This window comes from Flavobacterium aquiphilum, from assembly GCF_027111335.1.
Lineage (GTDB): Bacteria > Bacteroidota > Bacteroidia > Flavobacteriales > Flavobacteriaceae > Flavobacterium > Flavobacterium aquiphilum.
The window spans coordinates 4387022-4403919 of sequence record NZ_CP114288.1 but is presented as its reverse complement, the minus strand read 5'-3'; the positions used below and the strand labels follow the sequence as shown (position 1 = coordinate 4403919).

The 16898-nt window shown below is 35.1% G+C and carries 13 protein-coding genes; 5 read left to right on the top strand and 8 right to left on the bottom strand.

The features are described 5' to 3' along the window. The first annotated feature begins 90 nt into the window (after positions 1 to 90). A complete protein-coding gene (gene secDF, locus OZP12_RS17775) occupies positions 91 to 3069 on the top strand; it encodes a protein translocase subunit SecDF (RefSeq protein ID WP_281226426.1) in 2979 nt (992 codons plus the stop codon). Between the two features lie 97 nt (positions 3070 to 3166). Here secDF and OZP12_RS17770 read toward each other — a convergent pair whose 3' ends face one another. Continuing rightward, the gene (locus OZP12_RS17770) at positions 3167 to 4060 is read right to left on the bottom strand and encodes a LysR family transcriptional regulator (protein ID WP_281226425.1); all 894 of its coding nucleotides are present in this window, start codon (positions 4058 to 4060) and stop codon (positions 3167 to 3169) included. A gap of 104 nt (positions 4061 to 4164) precedes the next feature. On the opposite strand from OZP12_RS17770, the gene OZP12_RS17765 reads away from it, so the two are divergent. Both OZP12_RS17765 and OZP12_RS17760 read left to right on the top strand, forming a co-directional pair. Beyond that, positions 4165 to 4758 carry an NAD(P)H-dependent oxidoreductase gene (locus tag OZP12_RS17765; RefSeq protein ID WP_281226424.1) on the top strand — a complete coding sequence of 198 codons (594 nt, stop codon included), beginning with the start codon at positions 4165 to 4167 and terminating at the stop codon, positions 4756 to 4758. Positions 4759 to 4977: 219 nt separating this feature from the next. Further along, complete coding sequence (locus OZP12_RS17760) at positions 4978 to 5868, top strand: alpha/beta hydrolase (protein WP_281226423.1); 891 nt, start codon at positions 4978 to 4980, stop codon at positions 5866 to 5868. A gap of 140 nt (positions 5869 to 6008) precedes the next feature. Here OZP12_RS17760 and lgt read toward each other — a convergent pair whose 3' ends face one another. The 5 genes from lgt to OZP12_RS17735 all read right to left on the bottom strand — a co-directional run bounded on the left by lgt (position 6009) and on the right by OZP12_RS17735 (position 11563). Then, a complete protein-coding gene (gene lgt / locus OZP12_RS17755) occupies positions 6009 to 6938 on the bottom strand; it encodes a prolipoprotein diacylglyceryl transferase (protein WP_281226422.1) in 930 nt (309 codons plus the stop codon). Positions 6939 to 7006: 68 nt separating this feature from the next. Next, positions 7007 to 7255 carry a membrane protein insertion efficiency factor YidD gene (gene yidD, locus OZP12_RS17750; RefSeq protein WP_281226421.1) on the bottom strand — a complete coding sequence of 83 codons (249 nt, stop codon included), beginning with the start codon at positions 7253 to 7255 and terminating at the stop codon, positions 7007 to 7009. Positions 7256 to 7292: 37 nt separating this feature from the next. Then, positions 7293 to 8771: a cysteine--tRNA ligase gene (gene cysS, locus OZP12_RS17745; RefSeq protein ID WP_281226420.1), complete on the bottom strand. Its 1479-nt coding sequence runs from the start codon at positions 8769 to 8771 to the stop codon at positions 7293 to 7295. A gap of 139 nt (positions 8772 to 8910) precedes the next feature. Next, entirely contained in the window at positions 8911 to 9582 is a 672-nt protein-coding gene (folE, locus tag OZP12_RS17740) for a GTP cyclohydrolase I FolE (protein ID WP_281226419.1), read from the bottom strand. A gap of 754 nt (positions 9583 to 10336) precedes the next feature. Then, the gene (locus OZP12_RS17735) at positions 10337 to 11563 is read right to left on the bottom strand and encodes a pyridoxal phosphate-dependent aminotransferase (protein WP_281226418.1); all 1227 of its coding nucleotides are present in this window, start codon (positions 11561 to 11563) and stop codon (positions 10337 to 10339) included. A gap of 126 nt (positions 11564 to 11689) precedes the next feature. Between OZP12_RS17735 and OZP12_RS17730 the strand changes: the two genes are divergently transcribed. After that, positions 11690 to 13021: a PDZ domain-containing protein gene (locus OZP12_RS17730; RefSeq protein ID WP_281226417.1), complete on the top strand. Its 1332-nt coding sequence runs from the start codon at positions 11690 to 11692 to the stop codon at positions 13019 to 13021. Positions 13022 to 13061: 40 nt separating this feature from the next. On the opposite strand, the gene OZP12_RS17725 is transcribed toward OZP12_RS17730, so the two are convergent. Continuing rightward, entirely contained in the window at positions 13062 to 13451 is a 390-nt protein-coding gene (locus OZP12_RS17725; RefSeq protein ID WP_281226416.1) for a DUF1573 domain-containing protein, read from the bottom strand. Between the two features lie 217 nt (positions 13452 to 13668). Here OZP12_RS17725 and OZP12_RS17720 point away from each other — a divergent pair, with 217 nt between their 5' ends. Continuing rightward, on the top strand, positions 13669 to 16302 hold the full coding sequence (locus OZP12_RS17720) for a valine--tRNA ligase (RefSeq protein WP_281226415.1): 2634 nt from the start codon (positions 13669 to 13671) through the stop codon (positions 16300 to 16302). 68 nt (positions 16303 to 16370) lie between these two features. On the opposite strand, the gene OZP12_RS17715 is transcribed toward OZP12_RS17720, so the two are convergent. Continuing rightward, positions 16371 to 16796 (bottom strand): HIT family protein, encoded by a 426-nt coding sequence (locus tag OZP12_RS17715; RefSeq protein ID WP_281226414.1) that lies wholly within the window; start codon positions 16794 to 16796, stop codon positions 16371 to 16373. Positions 16797 to 16898: the final 102 nt, after the last annotated feature.

The window sequence follows — 16898 nt, the reverse complement described above, 5'->3', positions numbered from 1 at the left end:
GTTTATTTTTGTTTTTCAAAATTGATGTAATGGCTTGTTTTATAGGGTTTAAAACAAAAAGAATAAAAAAATTAATTAATTTTAGTAGTAATGCAGAATAAAGGACTTATTAAATTTTTCGCAATTCTATTTGCATTGGTAAGTATTTACCAACTTTCGTTCACTTTTGTCTCGAACAAAGTTAAAAGTGACGCAAAAGCTTTTGCCGGAGGAGATCCAGCAAAAGAAGTAAAGTATTTGGATTCAATTGGTAAAGAAAAAGTGTTTAGCTTAGGGTTTACTGATTTTACTTTCAATGAAGTAAAAGACAAGCAAATCAATAAAGGGCTAGACTTAGAAGGGGGAATCAACGTGACTCTTCAAATCTCTGTTAAAGACATTTTGAAAGGGTTGTCAAATAATTCGAAAAATCCAGTTTTTAATAAATCTTTGGCGGATGCCACTAAAAATCAACAAGGAAATCAAACTTATCTTGATGCTTTCTTTGAAGCTTTCGAAGCCAATTCCCAAGGAAAAGAAAAATTAGCTTCTCCTGATATTTTTGCTAACAGAAGTTTGCAAGGAGATGGTGGTGTTACTTTTCAAATGACAGATGCTCAAGTTCAAAAAGTAATCAAAAGAAAAGTTGATGAATCTGTTGAAAGTGCTTTTAAAGTATTGAGAGAGCGTATCGATAAATTTGGTGTTACTCAACCTAACATTCAAAAATTAGGAGAGTCAGGAAGAATTCTTGTAGAGCTTCCAGGTGCTAAAGATATTGATCGTATCAAAAAATTATTACAAAGTACGGCTCAATTAGAGTTTTGGGAAACATATAAAGTTGAAGAAATTGGTAGTTTTATTATGGCTGCTAATGAGGCTTTGAAAAAATCTGAAGTTGCCAAAGTTGAGACTAAAGCAGTAGCAAAAGATTCATTGAGTGCTTTGTTGACTGATGGAAAAGATTCTACAGCTACTAAAAAAGGAAACAATCCTATTATTGATAAAATTGTTGCTCAAGGCGGAGGACCAGTTTTAGGTCTTTTCTCTCCAAAAGATACTGCTACTATCAATTCTTATTTCAAAAGACCTGATATCAGAATTTTATTATCTGGTGATCAACGTTATGCAAAATTTGTTTGGGGAAAACCAACTACTATTAAAGATGCTAAAGAAAAAGAAGTTGAAGTTGTTGAATTATATGCTTTAAAAGGTAACAGAGACAATGTAGCTTCAATGGGTGGTGGTGTTGTAACAGATGCTAGTGATACTTTTGACCAAATGGGTAAACCTGCTGTTTCTATGCAAATGAATAATGTAGGTGCTAAAGAATGGGAAGAATTGACAGGAAAAGCTTATACTCAAAAAGGATTTATTGCTATCGTTCTTGATGATATTGTATATTCTGCTCCAGGTGTTTCTAGTGGGCCAATTGCAGGAGGAAGATCTGAAATTTCTGGAAACTTTGATGTTACTGAAACTAAAGACTTAGCAAACGTATTGAGAGCTGGTAAATTGCCTGCTGCTGCTGAAATTATTCAATCTGAAGTTGTAGGACCATCTTTGGGTCAGGAAGCTATTGATAATGGTACTAACTCTGCAGTAATTGGATTGCTTTTAGTATCTCTTTGGATGATTATCTATTATGGTAAAGCAGGTTGGTATGCAAATATTGCTTTGGCTGTGAACTTATTGTTCATGTTTGGAATCTTATCTAGTTTAGGTGCTGTACTTACTTTGCCTGGTATTGCGGGTATCGTATTAACAATGGGTACTGCGGTAGATGCGAACATTATTATCTATGAAAGAGCTAAAGAGGAATTAAGGGCTGGTAAATCACTGGACGAGGCCGTTAAAGCTTCTTACAGCTGGACTGGAGCGATGCGTTCTATTGTAGATGCTAACGTAACTCACATTTTGACTGGAGCTGTATTGTTTATCTTCGGTTCTGGACCAATCAAAGGTTTTGCTACTACTTTGTTAATTGGTATCGTTACCTCTTTATTTACTTCAATTTTTATTGCCAGAATCTTTATCGATAAAAATATTGCAGGTAAAAACGATTTGTCTTTCGTAACTAATTTCTCGAAAAACTTCTTTACTAATTTCCACTTTGATTTCTTAGGAATTAAAAAATGGACTTACCTTTTCTCAATTGTTGTAACTATCGTAAGTATTGCATCAATTGCAACGCATGGTTTTGACCAAGGTGTGGATTTCGTAGGAGGAAGAACTTTCCAAGTTCGTTTTGCTAAATCTATGGAGCCTGAGCAGGTTAAAGCTGAGTTAACTGCTGTATTTGGTAGTGCCGAAGCTAAAATATTTGGTAAAGACGATCAGTTGAAAATCACAACTAAATATAAAATTCAGGAAACTGGTAGTGCAGTTGACGAAGAGGTGAACAAAATGTTGTACCAAGCTTTGAAAAAACACTACGCTGCTGATATGACTTATGATAAATTCGTTAAGACTTTTGACGGTAAAAAATTAGGTATTGTACAAGCTTCTAAAGTTGGACCAACAGTTGCAGAAGATATTAAAACAAATGCTTATTGGGCTGTTTTAGGAGCAATGCTTATCGTAGGTTTGTATTTAGTAATCAGTTTCAGAAAATGGCAATATAGTTTAGGTGCGATTGCTGCTGTGGCACATGATGTTATCTTTGTACTTGGAGTATATTCATTACTTTGGAAATACATGCCTTTTGGAATGGAGATCGATCAGCACTTTATTGCGGCTATCTTAACAGTTATCGGTTACTCTATGAATGATACTGTAATTGTATATGATAGAGTACGTGAGTTCTTGGATGGTAAAACAAAAGGATCTTTCTCAGAAATTGTAAACAAATCGATTAACTCTACAATGTCAAGAACTATCAATACTTCGTTGACAATGATTTTAGTATTGTTAATCATGTTTATATTCGGTGGAGAGTCTATCAGAGGATTTATCTTCGCAATGCTTATCGGTATTATTATCGGAACATATTCTTCATTATTTATCGCTACTCCTGTTTTGGTTGATACCATTTCAAAAGAAGAGAAACATAATGTTGAAGTTAAGCATCAAGAAGCTCAGCTTAGTTAATATAACATAGAATTATAAAACAAAAAAGGATTCAACGAGAGTTGAATCCTTTTTTGTTTTATATAGAAATTGGTAATCGCTGTTTGAATATTGTCAATTACATAATTTTCATAAAGGTGTCTTTTATTAATTGAATTTCGTTGTTGTAATTAGTTTGTTTTTTGTTTGCAAAATACAATGTGTTTGTCAAAGATGTTTTGCCTTCCCATAAAAGTTTTATTTTTCCGTTCTCCAGTTCTGTTTTGCATAAGAAATCGGGAATTACCGCCAATCCGTTACTGTTGCTTAAACAACGTACAATTGAGTTTAAATTTGGAACAATGTAGTTCGGCCTGAAATCGGCATGTTTGTTGAAATTAAGCTGCCAAAAGCGTCTTAAATGCTCCATGTCACCAGTGGTCCCATACCATCTTTGCTGTTTTAGCCATTCTTCAATTGCTTTTACATCGTTTTGTTCTTTTAAAATGTCAAAGGAATCAGAATCTGTTTCGTTGCCACAAATGAGGACAATGGTTTCAGATGAGAAGGCCTGGTATTCGATAGCACTTTTGACAATCATTTGTGGAGTGATGATTAAGTCCAAAATACCTTTGTCTAGGTTTTCAATCATTTCAGGATATTCACCAAACTGAATAATCACATTAAAAGGAAAAGTTGCCAAATAAGGTTCTAAAGTGATCTGAAAAGTTTCGAAACACATTCCAATGCTAATGGTCGGTGTGTTTTTCTCGGTACTTCTTTGAAAATTCTTTTCGGCCTCTTCCAGTTTGCATAATGCATCAGTAATGAAATTATAGAGCACTTTCCCTTTTTCGGTAGGGATCATTTTTCTACTTGTTCTGTCGAATAATTTGTAACCCACATAACTTTCCAACGAACTTAAATGTAAACTTACTCCCGGTTGTGAAATAAACAAGGCTTCGGCAGCTCCTGATAAAGTTCCTGTTTTGTAAATGTATTTGAAAGTTCGGTACCATTCTAGATTTATCATTTTCGATAAGTATTATAATTATGATACAAAGGTATGAATTATGTTATTTTAATAATAGATAATTCAGTTATAACTTTGTAACATCAATTTAAATAAGATAAAAAATGAAAAAGATATTTATAATTAATGGCGGACAGAAGTTTGGTCATTCGGGAGGAAGATTCAATCAGACAATAGCCAATGTCACCGCCGATTTTTTTCAGAATCATCAAGATTTTGAAGTGAAAAGTACCGATGTGAACGATGAGTACGATCCGGCTCAGGAAGTTGAAAAATTTGTTTGGGCGGACGTGGTTATCTATCATACCCCAATTTGGTGGTTTCAGTTACCGCATGCTTTCAAGAAATACATAGATGTGGTTTTTACCGATGGGCATGATAAGGGCATTTACAAAAGTGACGGGCGTTCGTCCAAAAATCCAGCCATAAATTACGGAACTGGGGGAACATTGCACGGAAGAAAATACATGGTAACCACTTCATGGAATGCTCCGAAAGAAGCCTTCACGTTACCTGGGGAATTCTTTGGTGAAACAAGTGTTGATAATGGACCTTTATTTGGTTTCCACAGAATGAATGCTTTCACCGGAATGAAGCCCTTGGAAAGTATCCATTTTCACGATATCATGAAAAGCCCTGATATTGACCAAGAATTTAAACTGTATGAAAATCATTTGACCCAATTGTTTTTAAACTAAATAAAGAAGCCATCCCGATAGTAATTTTTGGGATGGCTTTGTTTTAAGTTTATGGCGATAGTTCGTTATCATTCGTCTATAAAACAGTAATTGTATATCTGAGATTAGGCCATGCTTTTAGTGTTATTTCGTAAATTTTTATTACAGAATTGTTTTTAATATTTGTAGCTATTTTTTCCTATTTTTGAAAAATATATCAATTATTAATCTAACCATCACATGAAAAAAAATGTTCTTATTTTCTCCATTTCATTAGTAATAAACTGTACTTCTCTATTTGCCCAAACCAATCCGGAATTGCCGTTGTATCCAAACGGAATTGAAAAAAATCCCATCAGCCATCCCAATCCGGAAACGGTTGTCGATTCGGTGATCAATCCGCAGTCATTGTCCCATAAAAACAGGGTTATCAGTAATATTTCTGTTCCCACTTATCAAATGTTTCCGGCTTCGGAATCGAACAACAAACATATTGGAGTAGTCATATTTCCTGGTGGAGGTCTTACCACCAATTGGGTGGACAAAGAAGGAACTGATTTGGCGATTTGGCTTTCAGGTCAGGGGATTAATTGCATGGTCGTAAAATACAGGACGAACAGAAAAGATGCAAAAGGAGAATTTATTATTCCGATGGATGATTATAAAGGAGCCATTTATCAGGACGCGAGAACGGGTATTTTGAAGATGAAGGAATTAGCGGAAAGTTTAAAAATGGACAAAGACAAAATTGGAATTTTGGGCTTTTCGGCGGGAGGTTGGCTTAGTGAACGTATCGCCATTAAATCCACCGAAGCCAAGGAACCAATAGATTGGAAACCCGCTTTTGTGGGGTTAATTTATCACGGAAATACGCTGAGCAATTTCAAAAGAATAGACAACGTTCTGGCTTTGCCACCTATTTTCATGGCCGTTGCCCGAGACGACAAAAAAATGCCCATGAAAGAGATTATACCCGGTTTGGCTGCAATAGTGGCTGAAGTTAACAATTCAGAATTACATATTTTTTCCAAAGGAGATCATGGTTTTGGTTTGGCTTATGACAAAGGCCATTCGGTTTTACAATGGAAAGACAGTTTCTACAATTGGCTTTTGGATATTTACAATAAATAAAAGTAGGGTCTAAGTCTGATTCTGTTTTTGGAACGATTTCCCCTTTGGAGGGTGCCCGAAGTGCGTGGTGGTTTTAGCCTAAAAAAAAAACAGGCTGCACAATTTTGTGCAGCCTGTTTTTTATATCAATCAATTCCAATCTATATTTCTTCGGTTTTCTTTGCTCTAATAATAAAATACAATCCGATGATTATAAAAGGAATACTCAGCCATTGTCCGGTTGATAATACATTTCCTAATTCGCTTTCAAATCCGCCTTGGCTTTCTTTTACAGATTCAACTACAATACGAACCGTGAATAAAAGAACTAAGAACAAGCCAAACAAATAGCCAGATTTCTTTCTTGTATCTGTTTTCCAATACAGGAAAAATAAAATCGCGAAAACAAAAATGTAGCAAAAAGCCTCGTATAATTGCGCTGGATGTTTAGCTGGAACTTGTTCTAATAAGTTAGCATATTGTGGATTGGTTGCAATGGCGTTATATGCTTCTTTTGGAGTAGAAAGTTGTGTCGCATTTACTGCTTCTCTAGGACTAAACTGATCTCTAACAAAACGGATTCCAAACGAAGAAGTAGTTTCTTTACCTACAATTTCCGAATTGAAAAAATTTCCCAATCTCACAAAAATAGCTCCACTGGCAACAGGAATAACCACTCTGTCCAATATCCATAAAATAGGTTTGTTAAGCACTTTTTTGCTAAAAAAATACATTGCAACAATAATTGAAATTGCTGCTCCATGACTTGCCAATCCTTGATAACCTGTAAATTGGAATTTAGGGCTTAAACGGAAAGGTAAAATGATTTCTGCCAGATTGTTGCGGTAGTATTCCCAGTCGTAAAAGAAAACATGTCCCAAACGTGCACCAATTAAAGTGGCTAACACGGTCCAAACAAATAAAGAATCCAGTTTGTCGATAGCAATATTTTCTCTTTCAAAAATATGTTTCATAATGTACCAGCCTAATCCAAAAGCTATTACAAACATTAAGCTATAAAAGCGAACAACAAAAAAACCTAGATCAATACCTTCAGAGGGATTCCAAACAATGTTTAAAGCGTGTGTCATTTATTTTTTAATTTTTTTGTGAAAATATTACTTTCCTTTAATTGGTTGTGTTAACAAAAAGGTAAGATTTAATGAATGTGGCTGCATTTTTTTTCAGGCACCGGATCATAACCTTTTCCGCCCCAAGGATGACATCTCAAAATTCTTTTTATCCCTAAATAACCCCCATAAAATAATCCGTGTGTTTGCAAAGCCTGAATCATATAGCTTGAGCAGGTCGGTTCAAACCGACAGGCTGCTGGAGTAAAAGGGGAGATTGCACCCTGATAAAACCTCACGAGCAAAACAAATGGATAAATGAGGATTTTGTTTAACATAAATTTCAATTTCAGAATTCAGATTTGTAATCGCTAATTACTGAATACTAAATGTTGTTCCTTCTTTCCCATCCTTTAACTGAATGCCTAAAGCAATCAATTGATCACGGATTAGATCAGACATTGCAAAATCTTTATTGTCGCGGGCTTGCTTTCGCATGCCGATAAGCATGTTAACAACACCTTCCAATTTATCTGTGTTACCGTTGTTTTTTTCTTCTTCCAATCCCAAAACATCAAATACAAATGCTTGCATAGTTGTTGTGAACAATTTTAAATCGACAGTATTTAAAGTTTCTTTTCCGTCTTTTAACAAATTAATAAAACGAACGCCTTCAAATAATTGTGCAATAAGAATTGGTGTGTTGAAATCATCATTCATTGCATCATAACACAATTGTTTCCAAGCCGCAACATCAATGGAACTGTCAACTCCCGCAGAAATCCCTTTTAAAGATTCCATGGCTTCCATTAGTCTTTTGTATCCTTTTTCGGCTGCGATAATCGCTTCGTCAGAGAAATCAAGGATGCTTCGGTAATGAGCTTGCATCATAAAGAATCGGGTAACCGATGCTGAAAAAGCTTTGCTTAAAAACTGATTGTCTCCAGTTAAAATCTCTCCCGGTAAAATATTGTTCCCAGTAGATTTTGCCATTTTTTTACCGTTCAAAGTAAGCATATTGGCATGCATCCAATAATTTACAGGTGTGTGTCCGGTACAAGCTTCATTTTGCGCAATTTCACATTCGTGGTGTGGGAATTTCAAATCCATTCCGCCTCCGTGAATGTCAAAATGATTACCAAGATATTTGGTGCTCATGGCTGTACATTCCAAGTGCCAGCCAGGGAAACCATCACTCCAAGGCGAAGGCCAACGCATAATATGTTGCGGTTCGGCTTTTTTCCATAGTGCAAAATCCTGCGGATTTCTTTTGTCAGATTGTCCGTCAAGGTCACGTGTATTGGCAAGCATATCTTCGATATTTCTACCGCTCAATATACCGTAATTATTGGTTTCATTGAATTTAACCACATCAAAATAAACAGAACCATTGGCTACGTAACCAATTCCTTTATCGATAATGGTTTTTATTATTTCGATTTGTTCAATAATATGCCCAGTCGCAGTTGGTTCAATGCTTGGAGGCAAAAAGTTAAAAGCACTTAAAATATTATGGAAATCTACAGTGTAGCGTTGCACCACTTCCATAGGTTCCAATTGTTCTAAACGTGCTTTTTTGGCAATTTTATCTTCACCCTCATCCACATCGTCCACAATATGTCCCACATCAGTAATGTTTCGAACATAGCGCACTTTGTAATCCAAGTGCAATAAATATCTAAAGATTACGTCAAAAGACATAAAAGTTCTCACATTTCCAAGATGTACATTGCTGTAAACCGTAGGTCCGCACACATACATTCCCACATTTCCTTCATTGATTGGTGTAAATGTTTCTTTTTCTCCCGAAAGAGAATTGTATATTTTTAAGCTTTGGGTCTTGTATAAAGGCATTTTTGTATAATTAGGAAATGTGACAATTAAAAAATTGAAGGCTTAAAAGAATTTTATATAATGAATTAAGAATTTCAAACCTTAATTTACTTAATTTCTTAATGGTTAGATTTTTAAAATTAATTTTTTTTGGCCTAATCTAGAAATTGGTGTCTAATTTGATGTAGTCCAAAAACTCTCTTTTTATTTGTGGGTCTTTGAATTTACCACCAAATTCAGAAGTTACGGTGCTGCTTTCGATATCCTTGATTCCTCTTGAATTCACGCAAAGGTGTTTGGCATCAATCACACAAGCCACATCTTCTGTTCCAAGAGCTTGCTGCAGTTCCTGAACAATTTGCATGGTCAGACGTTCTTGTACTTGTGGTCTTTTGGCGTAATGCTCTACAATACGGTTCATTTTTGAAAGCCCGATAACTCTTCCGCTCGAAATGTAAGCCACATGAGCCCTCCCGATGATAGGTAATAAGTGGTGTTCACAGGTAGAGTAAACAGTAATGTTTTTTTCAACCAACATTTCTCCGTATTTGTAATTGTTTTCAAAAGTGGAGGCTTTTGGTTTTTTGTCAGGGTTCAATCCGCCAAAAATTTCTTTTACAAACATTTTGGCAACACGGTTTGGAGTTCCTTTCAAACTGTCGTCAGTCAAATCCATTCCTAAAGTCAATAGAATGTTTTCGACGTCTTTTTTTATTTTTTCAATCTTTTCTTCGTCTGTAATGGCAAAAGCATCTTTTCTTACAGGGTTTTTAGCATTGGTACTAATATGATTGTTTCCTATTTCGTCGTGAAATTCTTCGTTGTTTATCATTAAAAGTTACTGTTAGTATGATTGTCTATTTTTAGAGGGTAAAGATAATTAATAAAAAGGAAACATTTTCTATCAATTTTGGCTTTTAATTCTATCAATAAATAGCCGTTTATTATTGCCTTTGGGAGCAGAAACATTTTGCATTTTTAGGAACATTGCTCCCGCTTTCCGTTACAATCTTATAAGCCGAACACCGACTTACAAGGATTTCCACTGCAATCGGGGCTAATGAGCAACATTTTTGTTTCATCAGAAATAAAAATCAAGAACTGAAATAACATTCTGTGATTCAGAACTAACAGGTTTTTAAAACACACGTGTTCGGAAGACTGTAAAACGCTTATTTTTAACACTGTATTGTCTTTAGAGTATGTTGTTCTTTTTAAAATTGATATTTAGACAACGGATTATCCGCAAAGATTTGTCATTTCGACCATCGGGAGAAATCACATAATGTAATCAACTAGTGTGATTCCTCGTTCCTCGGAATGACAAACTGTGCGTAAAACCTAGTGAATTCAACCAATTCATATCTTCCGAACACTTATGTTTTAAAAACCTGTTAGGTCTCTCCCTAAAACTTAAGCTTAGTAAAATTCACATTAATAATTATCCAAAATAGCCTTGAATGATCTTAAATGCCTTATACGGTAAAATAAAATTTTATGGTTAACCGTTTGTTATAAAACAAAAAAGCAATACCATTTGAATGATATTGCTTTTAGATTTAACAGTTGGAAAATAAGTATAACGCTTAAAACGTATTGCTTATTGTCTGTTGCTTGCTTAAAGAATTATAAACTGCAAGAGCTTCTTTTAAAATTCGCACTGCATTAACTAAATCTTCTTTTTTCAAAACATAGGCAATTCGAACTTGATTCAATCCTACGCCAGGAGTCGAGTAGAAGCCTGCAGCAGGCGCAATCATTACGGTTTCTCCGTTTAATTCGTATTTTTCCAAAAGCCATTGCGCAAAATTATCGGCATTATCAATTGGTAATTGAGCAATACAGTAAAAAGAGGCTTTCGGAGTTTTTACAATTACACCATCAATTTTGTTCAATTCATTGATTAAGATATCTCTTCGTTCTTTGTATTCAACGATTACTTCGTCAAAATAACTTTGAGGGGTATCAATAGCGGCTTCGCAAGCAATTTGCTCAATTGTAGGCGGGCATAAACGAGCTTGCGCAAATTTCATTGCAGCAGCAATAACTTCTCTGTTTTTGGTGACCATACAGCCAATACGTGCACCACACATACTGTATCTTTTAGAAACCGAATCAATCATGATTACGTTTTGTTCGATTCCCTGAAGGTTCATTACCGAAAAGTGTTTGTCTCTTTCGTCATATATGAATTCACGATACACTTCGTCGGCAATCAAAAACAAATCGTGTTTTTTTACCAATTCCCCCAGTTGCTTGATTTCAGCTTCTGAATATAAATATCCTGTTGGGTTATTTGGGTTACAAATTAAAATTGCTTTTGATTTTGATGTAATCGCTTTTTCAAATTCTTCAATTGTGGGTAGTGTAAATCCGCTTTCGATGTTCGAAATTACAGGCACTACTGTTGCACTTGATTCTTCAGAAAAAGCACTGTAATTGGCATAAAAAGGCTCCGGAATAATAACTTCGTCTCCCGGATCCATGATACTTCCAAGGGCAAACAAAAGTGCTTCAGAGCCACCTGTAGTAATCATAATATCTTCATAACCCACTTTTACATCTTGGTTAGTATAAAATTGGGCCAGTTTTTTTCTATAACTCTCGTATCCCGCAGAAGGACCGTATTCGATAATGGTTAAATCAATATTTTTTATTGCTTTGATCGCAATTTCAGGGCTTTTTATATCAGGTTGTCCAATGTTTAAATGATAGACCTTATGCCCTTTTTTTTTAGCTATGTCTGCATAAGGAGCCAATTTTCGGATTGGCGATTCCGGCATTCTTCGACCTCTGATTGAAATTTCAGGCATGATTGTAAAATTTGAGGTGCAAATTTGCAATTTATTTTCCAAAATAACTGTAAACAATATCCCAATTTTGTTGTTTTTCGTTCATTATTATCGTATAATTGAGTAATAATATAGAAATATAACTAAATGAAAAAAAAATGTGTATTTTTTCTTTTATTGTTAATGATAATGCCAGTTTTTGGCCAGGATGGTTTTGTGTTTGACAAAGGAGTCGAAAAAGTAACCGTGCCCTTAGTCTTAATCAATAATTTAGTTTTTATCCCAATAAAAGTAAATGGTGTAGAATTGAATTTTCTTTTGGATACCGGAGTTGAGGAGACTATTCTTTTTAGTTTGGAAGATAATCCTGAAGTTACATTTTTTAATACAGAAAAAATAACATTGAGAGGTTTGGGAAGTGAAGAAGCAATTGAAGGCTTGAAAACTACCAATAATATTTTGGAATTAGATGGAATGAAATCCTATCATCAGCTTATTTATGTTATTCTCGATCAGAGTTTCAATCTTTCTTCTCAAATAGGAATCCCTGTAAATGGGATAATTGGCTATCAATTTTTTAAAGATAATTTAGTTCGAATTGATTATGCATCAAAAAAAGTCATTATTTATAAAAATGATGATGCTAATCGAAAAAAAATTGAGAAAAAATTCAAAGTTACCCCAATTACAGTTGAGCGGTTTAAACCGTATTTGATGGGGGATATTTTTATGGAAGAAAAACCGGTTAAAGCGAAATTGTTAGTTGATATTGGGAATAGTGATTCGGTTTGGCTTTTTCAAAACATATCCGAAAAAATTAAAGTGCCTGCTAAAAATTTTGAAGATTTTTTAGGGAAAGGATTTAGTGGAGATGTTGAAGGCAGAAGGGCTAGGATCTCTGAATTTTCATTTGATAATTATGATTTTAAACATCCGATTGTTGCGTTTCCTGATTCCACTTCAATAAAGAGTGTTCGTATGGTAAAAGATCGAGTGGGATCTGTTGGGGGCGAAATTTTAAAACGCTTTTCGGTTGTTTTTGACTATCAAAATGAGAAGTTATATTTAAGAAAAAATTCCTATTATGACGAACCATTCAGTTATAATAAGAGTGGTATCGAAATAAAACATAATGGTTTGCAATGGGTACAGGAAACTGTGAAAATGGAAACAGTTCCAATAGTTGGGGCAATTTCATTTGATAGCAACGGAAAAAATGTTACCAATGATTTTAAATATAAATTCCAACTTAAACCGGTATATGAAATTGCCAATATTCGCAAAAAATCACCGGCAGCAGAATCAGGTTTGCGGGTAGGTGATATTATTGTTAAAGTTAATAAAATGCCCGTGTATCAATACTCGCTTCAAAAATTGAACGAAATGTTTAAGTCGGAAGATGATAAGTGGATTTATTTGGAGGTAGAAAGAAATAATCAACTATTGAAATTTACCTTTCAACTGCATGATATTTTATAAAAAAAAACGCTTTTAATTTTAAAAGCGTTTTTAGTTTTTTTTAGTTGGAGAGTATTTCCCCTTTGATTTTTAAAGGTACCCTGCCTTCATCATAGTTAACCGCGTTGGTTTCTAAAGTAATGGTTTTTCGGATCGGTCCGGGAGTCATGTTGTATTTGATATCAATTCGGTCTGATTTTCCGGGAGCAATAGCTTGATTCGGTTTATACAATATGGTGCAACTTGCGGTAGATTGAATTCCGTTGATGTTCAAGGGCGCATCACCGATGTTGGTGAATGTAAAACTACGGACACCATTGTCGCTTGATTTGTACACCTTCCCATAATCGACAGTGTTTTCTGCCTGCAGGATTTTGATTTTTGGACCACTTTGTGCTAAGCCAATAGTGCTCAAAAAGAGTAATACGATAAATGAAATAATATTTTTCATGTCATTGTTTTTTAGTAGGTATAGTAAATATAGTATCTTTTAATTAATGCACAATTTTTTATTTCGCTTTTTATACTGTTCTTAATTATTTACTTTTGTGCTTTATTTCAATATCAAAAATCAAACCAAAGAGTTAGAAGTTTATTTATTTAATCAATTTTTTGTTTAATTGGTTAAGTTGAAATTTAAATTAACGATTAAAAGAATCCACAATAAAATGACAATTCCCGCACAATTTGACGCTAAAACTATTGAGAACAAATGGTATGCGTATTGGATGAAAAATAATTATTTTCATTCTAAGCCCGACCATAGAACACCTTACTCTATCGTGATTCCACCGCCTAACGTAACAGGAGTGTTACACATGGGGCACATGCTTAACAATACGATTCAGGATGTGTTGATTCGAAGAGCACGTCTAAAAGGTTTCAATGCCTGCTGGGTTCCGGGAACGGATCACGCCTCTATTGCCACCGAAGCCAAGGTAGTAGCCAAATTGAAAGCGGAAGGAATCAATAAAAATGATTTGACCCGAGAAGAGTTCTTGAAACACGCTTGGGAATGGACCGACAAATATGGAGGGACAATCTTGGAACAATTGAAACAATTGGGTTGTTCCTGCGATTGGGAAAGAACCAAGTTTACAATGGATCCGGATATGTCAGCATCGGTAATTCGTTCTTTTGTGGATTTGTACAACAAAGGTTTGATCTATCGTGGTTACCGAATGGTAAACTGGGACCCGGAGGCAAAAACGACTTTGTCAGACGAAGAAGTTATTTATGAAGAACAACAAGGAAAATTATTTTTCCTTAAATATAAGATCGAAGGAAGCGAAGATTTTCTGACTGTTGCTACGACACGTCCGGAAACTATTTTTGGGGATACAGCAATTTGTATCAACCCGAATGATGATCGTTTTACTCATTTGAAAGGGAAAAAAGCAATAGTTCCTATTTGTGGCCGAGTGATTCCTATTATTGAAGATGAATATGTTGATGTGGAATTTGGGACTGGTTGTTTGAAAGTGACTCCGGCTCATGATATGAACGATAAAACCCTTGGAGAGAAACATAATCTTGAAATTGTTGATATTTTCAATGATGATGCAACGCTGAACAGTTTTGGTTTGCATTATCAAGGTAAAGACCGTTTTGTTGTTCGTACCGAGATTGCAAAAGAATTAGAAGCGAATGGTGATTTGGTTAAAACCGAAATCCACCTGAATAAAGTGGGAACTTCTGAAAGAACCAAAGCGGTAATTGAGCCTCGTTTGTCTGATCAATGGTTCCTGAAAATGGAAGAATTGGTAAAACCAGCCATCAAATCGGTTTTGGAAACAGGTGACATTAAATTGCACCCAAAACGTTTCGACAACACTTATGCACATTGGTTGAATAACATCCGAGACTGGAATATTTCTCGCCAATTGTGGTGGGGACAACAAATTCCGGCTTACTATTATGGTGACGGGAAAGAAGATTTTGTAGTTGCTGAAACTATTGAAGAAGCTTTGAAATTAGCACAAGAAAAAACGTCTAACTTCTCACTTCTAATTTCTGACCTTCGTCAGGATGCCGATGCTCTTGATACTTGGTTTTCTTCTTGGTTGTGGCCAATGTCTGTTTTTGGAGGAATTATGGATCCTGAAAACGAAGATTTTAAATATTATTATCCTACCAATGATTTGGTAACCGGACCAGATATTTTGTTTTTCTGGGTTGCCAGAATGATTATTGCTGGATATGAATATGCAGGAGAAAAACCATTTTCGAACGTGTATTTGACAGGTTTGGTTCGTGATAAGCAAAGACGAAAAATGTCTAAATCTTTAGGGAATTCACCGGAACCGTTGGAATTGATTGAGAAATTCGGTGCCGATGGAGTTCGTGTAGGATTGCTTTTGAGTGCTTCTGCAGGAAACGACATTATGTTTGACGAAGAATTATGTAACCAAGGAAAAGCGTTTTCTAACAAAATCTGGAATGCGTTTAAATTGATAAAAGGGTGGGAAGTATCAGATACGATTCCGCAACCGGAATCCTCGAAAGTAGCGATTGAATGGTACGAAGCTAAATTGCAGCAAACGCTTTTGGAAATCGAGGACAACTTCGGGAAATATAGAATTTCTGATGCTTTGATGGGAATTTATAAATTGGTTTGGGACGATTTCTGTTCTTGGTTCTTGGAAATGATTAAGCCAGGTTATCAACAACCGATTGACAGCGTAACTTTTGCGAAAGCGATAGAAATGTTGGAAAATAACATGAAATTGTTACATCCATTTATGCCTTTCTTGACCGAGGAAATTTGGCAATTAATTGCTGAAAGAACTCCAGAAGAAGCATTAATTGTTTCTACTTGGCCAGAAATTAAACCGTTCAATGCACAGTTAATAGCTGATTTTGAAAATACAATTGATGTGATTTCGGGAATCAGAACGATTCGTAAAGACAAGAATATTCCGTTTAAAGATGCTATCGAATTGAAAGCAATCAATAGTGAGAAGATGACAGCGTATTTTGATTCAATAGTGACGAAATTGGGTAATATTTCTGCTTTCGAATATGTTTCTGCCAAAGTGGATGGTGCTTTGTCTTTCCGTGTAAAATCGAATGAATATTTTATTCCGATTACCGGAAATATTGATGTTGAAGCCGAAATAACAAAGTTGACTGAAGAGTTAACTTATATTCAAGGATTCTTGAAATCGGTGCAGGTGAAATTATCAAACGAAAAGTTTGTCGCCAATGCAAAACCTGAAATTATTGAAAACGAGCGCAAAAAAGAAGCCGATGCGCTTTCTAAAATTGCTACAATTGAGCAAAGTTTGGCTGGATTGAAGTAGTCTAACTTTTGATTAAAATAAATAACCCGACAAGTTTTTAAAACTTGTCGGGTTTATTTTTTCAGCTTTTACAAATTCGCTTTGATTTTTTCGATTACCTCTGCATATTCGGCATCCGATAAATATGTTTTTTGAGGATTCATTTCAAATACACTTCCAAAACCATATCCGTCTTTGTATTTCGGTACAATGTGTACGTGTAAGTGTGACAAAGTATCACTGTAAGCCCCGTAGTTAATTTTCGTTGGGTTAAAAGCGGCAGCCATGGCTTTTGCCACTTTCGCCACATCGCGCATAAAAGCGTTACGTTGTTCATCGGTTAACTCATATAGCTCGACAGCGTGATCTTTGTAAACTACATTACAACGGCCTGAGTAGGATTGTTCTTTGAAAAGGAATAATTGTGATACTTCCAAATCACAAATTTTAATCATTAATTGATGTAAAGTGTCATTGTTTTGACAATATAGGCATTCTGAAACAGGACTAGGCATACTATTTATTTTAAAAATTCATTGGACCAAAGCTAATAAAATAAGTAGTAGAAGAGCTTTTATTTCTGCTCAATTTATTAAAAAAAAATCCGCTTCATTGTT

Coding starts and splice junctions, on each gene's coding strand:
- cysS (WP_281226420.1), bottom strand. CDS start 8,771: ATGCCTTTATACAAGACCCAAAGCTTAAAAATATACAATTCTCTTTCG.
- OZP12_RS17735 (WP_281226418.1), bottom strand. CDS start 11,563: ATGCCTGAAATTTCAATCAGAGGTCGAAGAATGCCGGAATCGCCAATC.
- OZP12_RS17770 (WP_281226425.1), bottom strand. CDS start 4,060: ATGATAAATCTAGAATGGTACCGAACTTTCAAATACATTTACAAAACA.
- OZP12_RS17730 (WP_281226417.1), top strand. CDS start 11,690: ATGAAAAAAAAATGTGTATTTTTTCTTTTATTGTTAATGATAATGCCA.
- folE (WP_281226419.1), bottom strand. CDS start 9,582: ATGATAAACAACGAAGAATTTCACGACGAAATAGGAAACAATCATATT.
- secDF (WP_281226426.1), top strand. CDS start 91: ATGCAGAATAAAGGACTTATTAAATTTTTCGCAATTCTATTTGCATTG.
- OZP12_RS17765 (WP_281226424.1), top strand. CDS start 4,165: ATGAAAAAGATATTTATAATTAATGGCGGACAGAAGTTTGGTCATTCG.
- OZP12_RS17760 (WP_281226423.1), top strand. CDS start 4,978: ATGAAAAAAAATGTTCTTATTTTCTCCATTTCATTAGTAATAAACTGT.
- OZP12_RS17720 (WP_281226415.1), top strand. CDS start 13,669: ATGACAATTCCCGCACAATTTGACGCTAAAACTATTGAGAACAAATGG.
- lgt (WP_281226422.1), bottom strand. CDS start 6,938: ATGACACACGCTTTAAACATTGTTTGGAATCCCTCTGAAGGTATTGAT.
- OZP12_RS17725 (WP_281226416.1), bottom strand. CDS start 13,451: ATGAAAAATATTATTTCATTTATCGTATTACTCTTTTTGAGCACTATT.
- OZP12_RS17715 (WP_281226414.1), bottom strand. CDS start 16,796: ATGCCTAGTCCTGTTTCAGAATGCCTATATTGTCAAAACAATGACACT.
- yidD (WP_281226421.1), bottom strand. CDS start 7,255: ATGTTAAACAAAATCCTCATTTATCCATTTGTTTTGCTCGTGAGGTTT.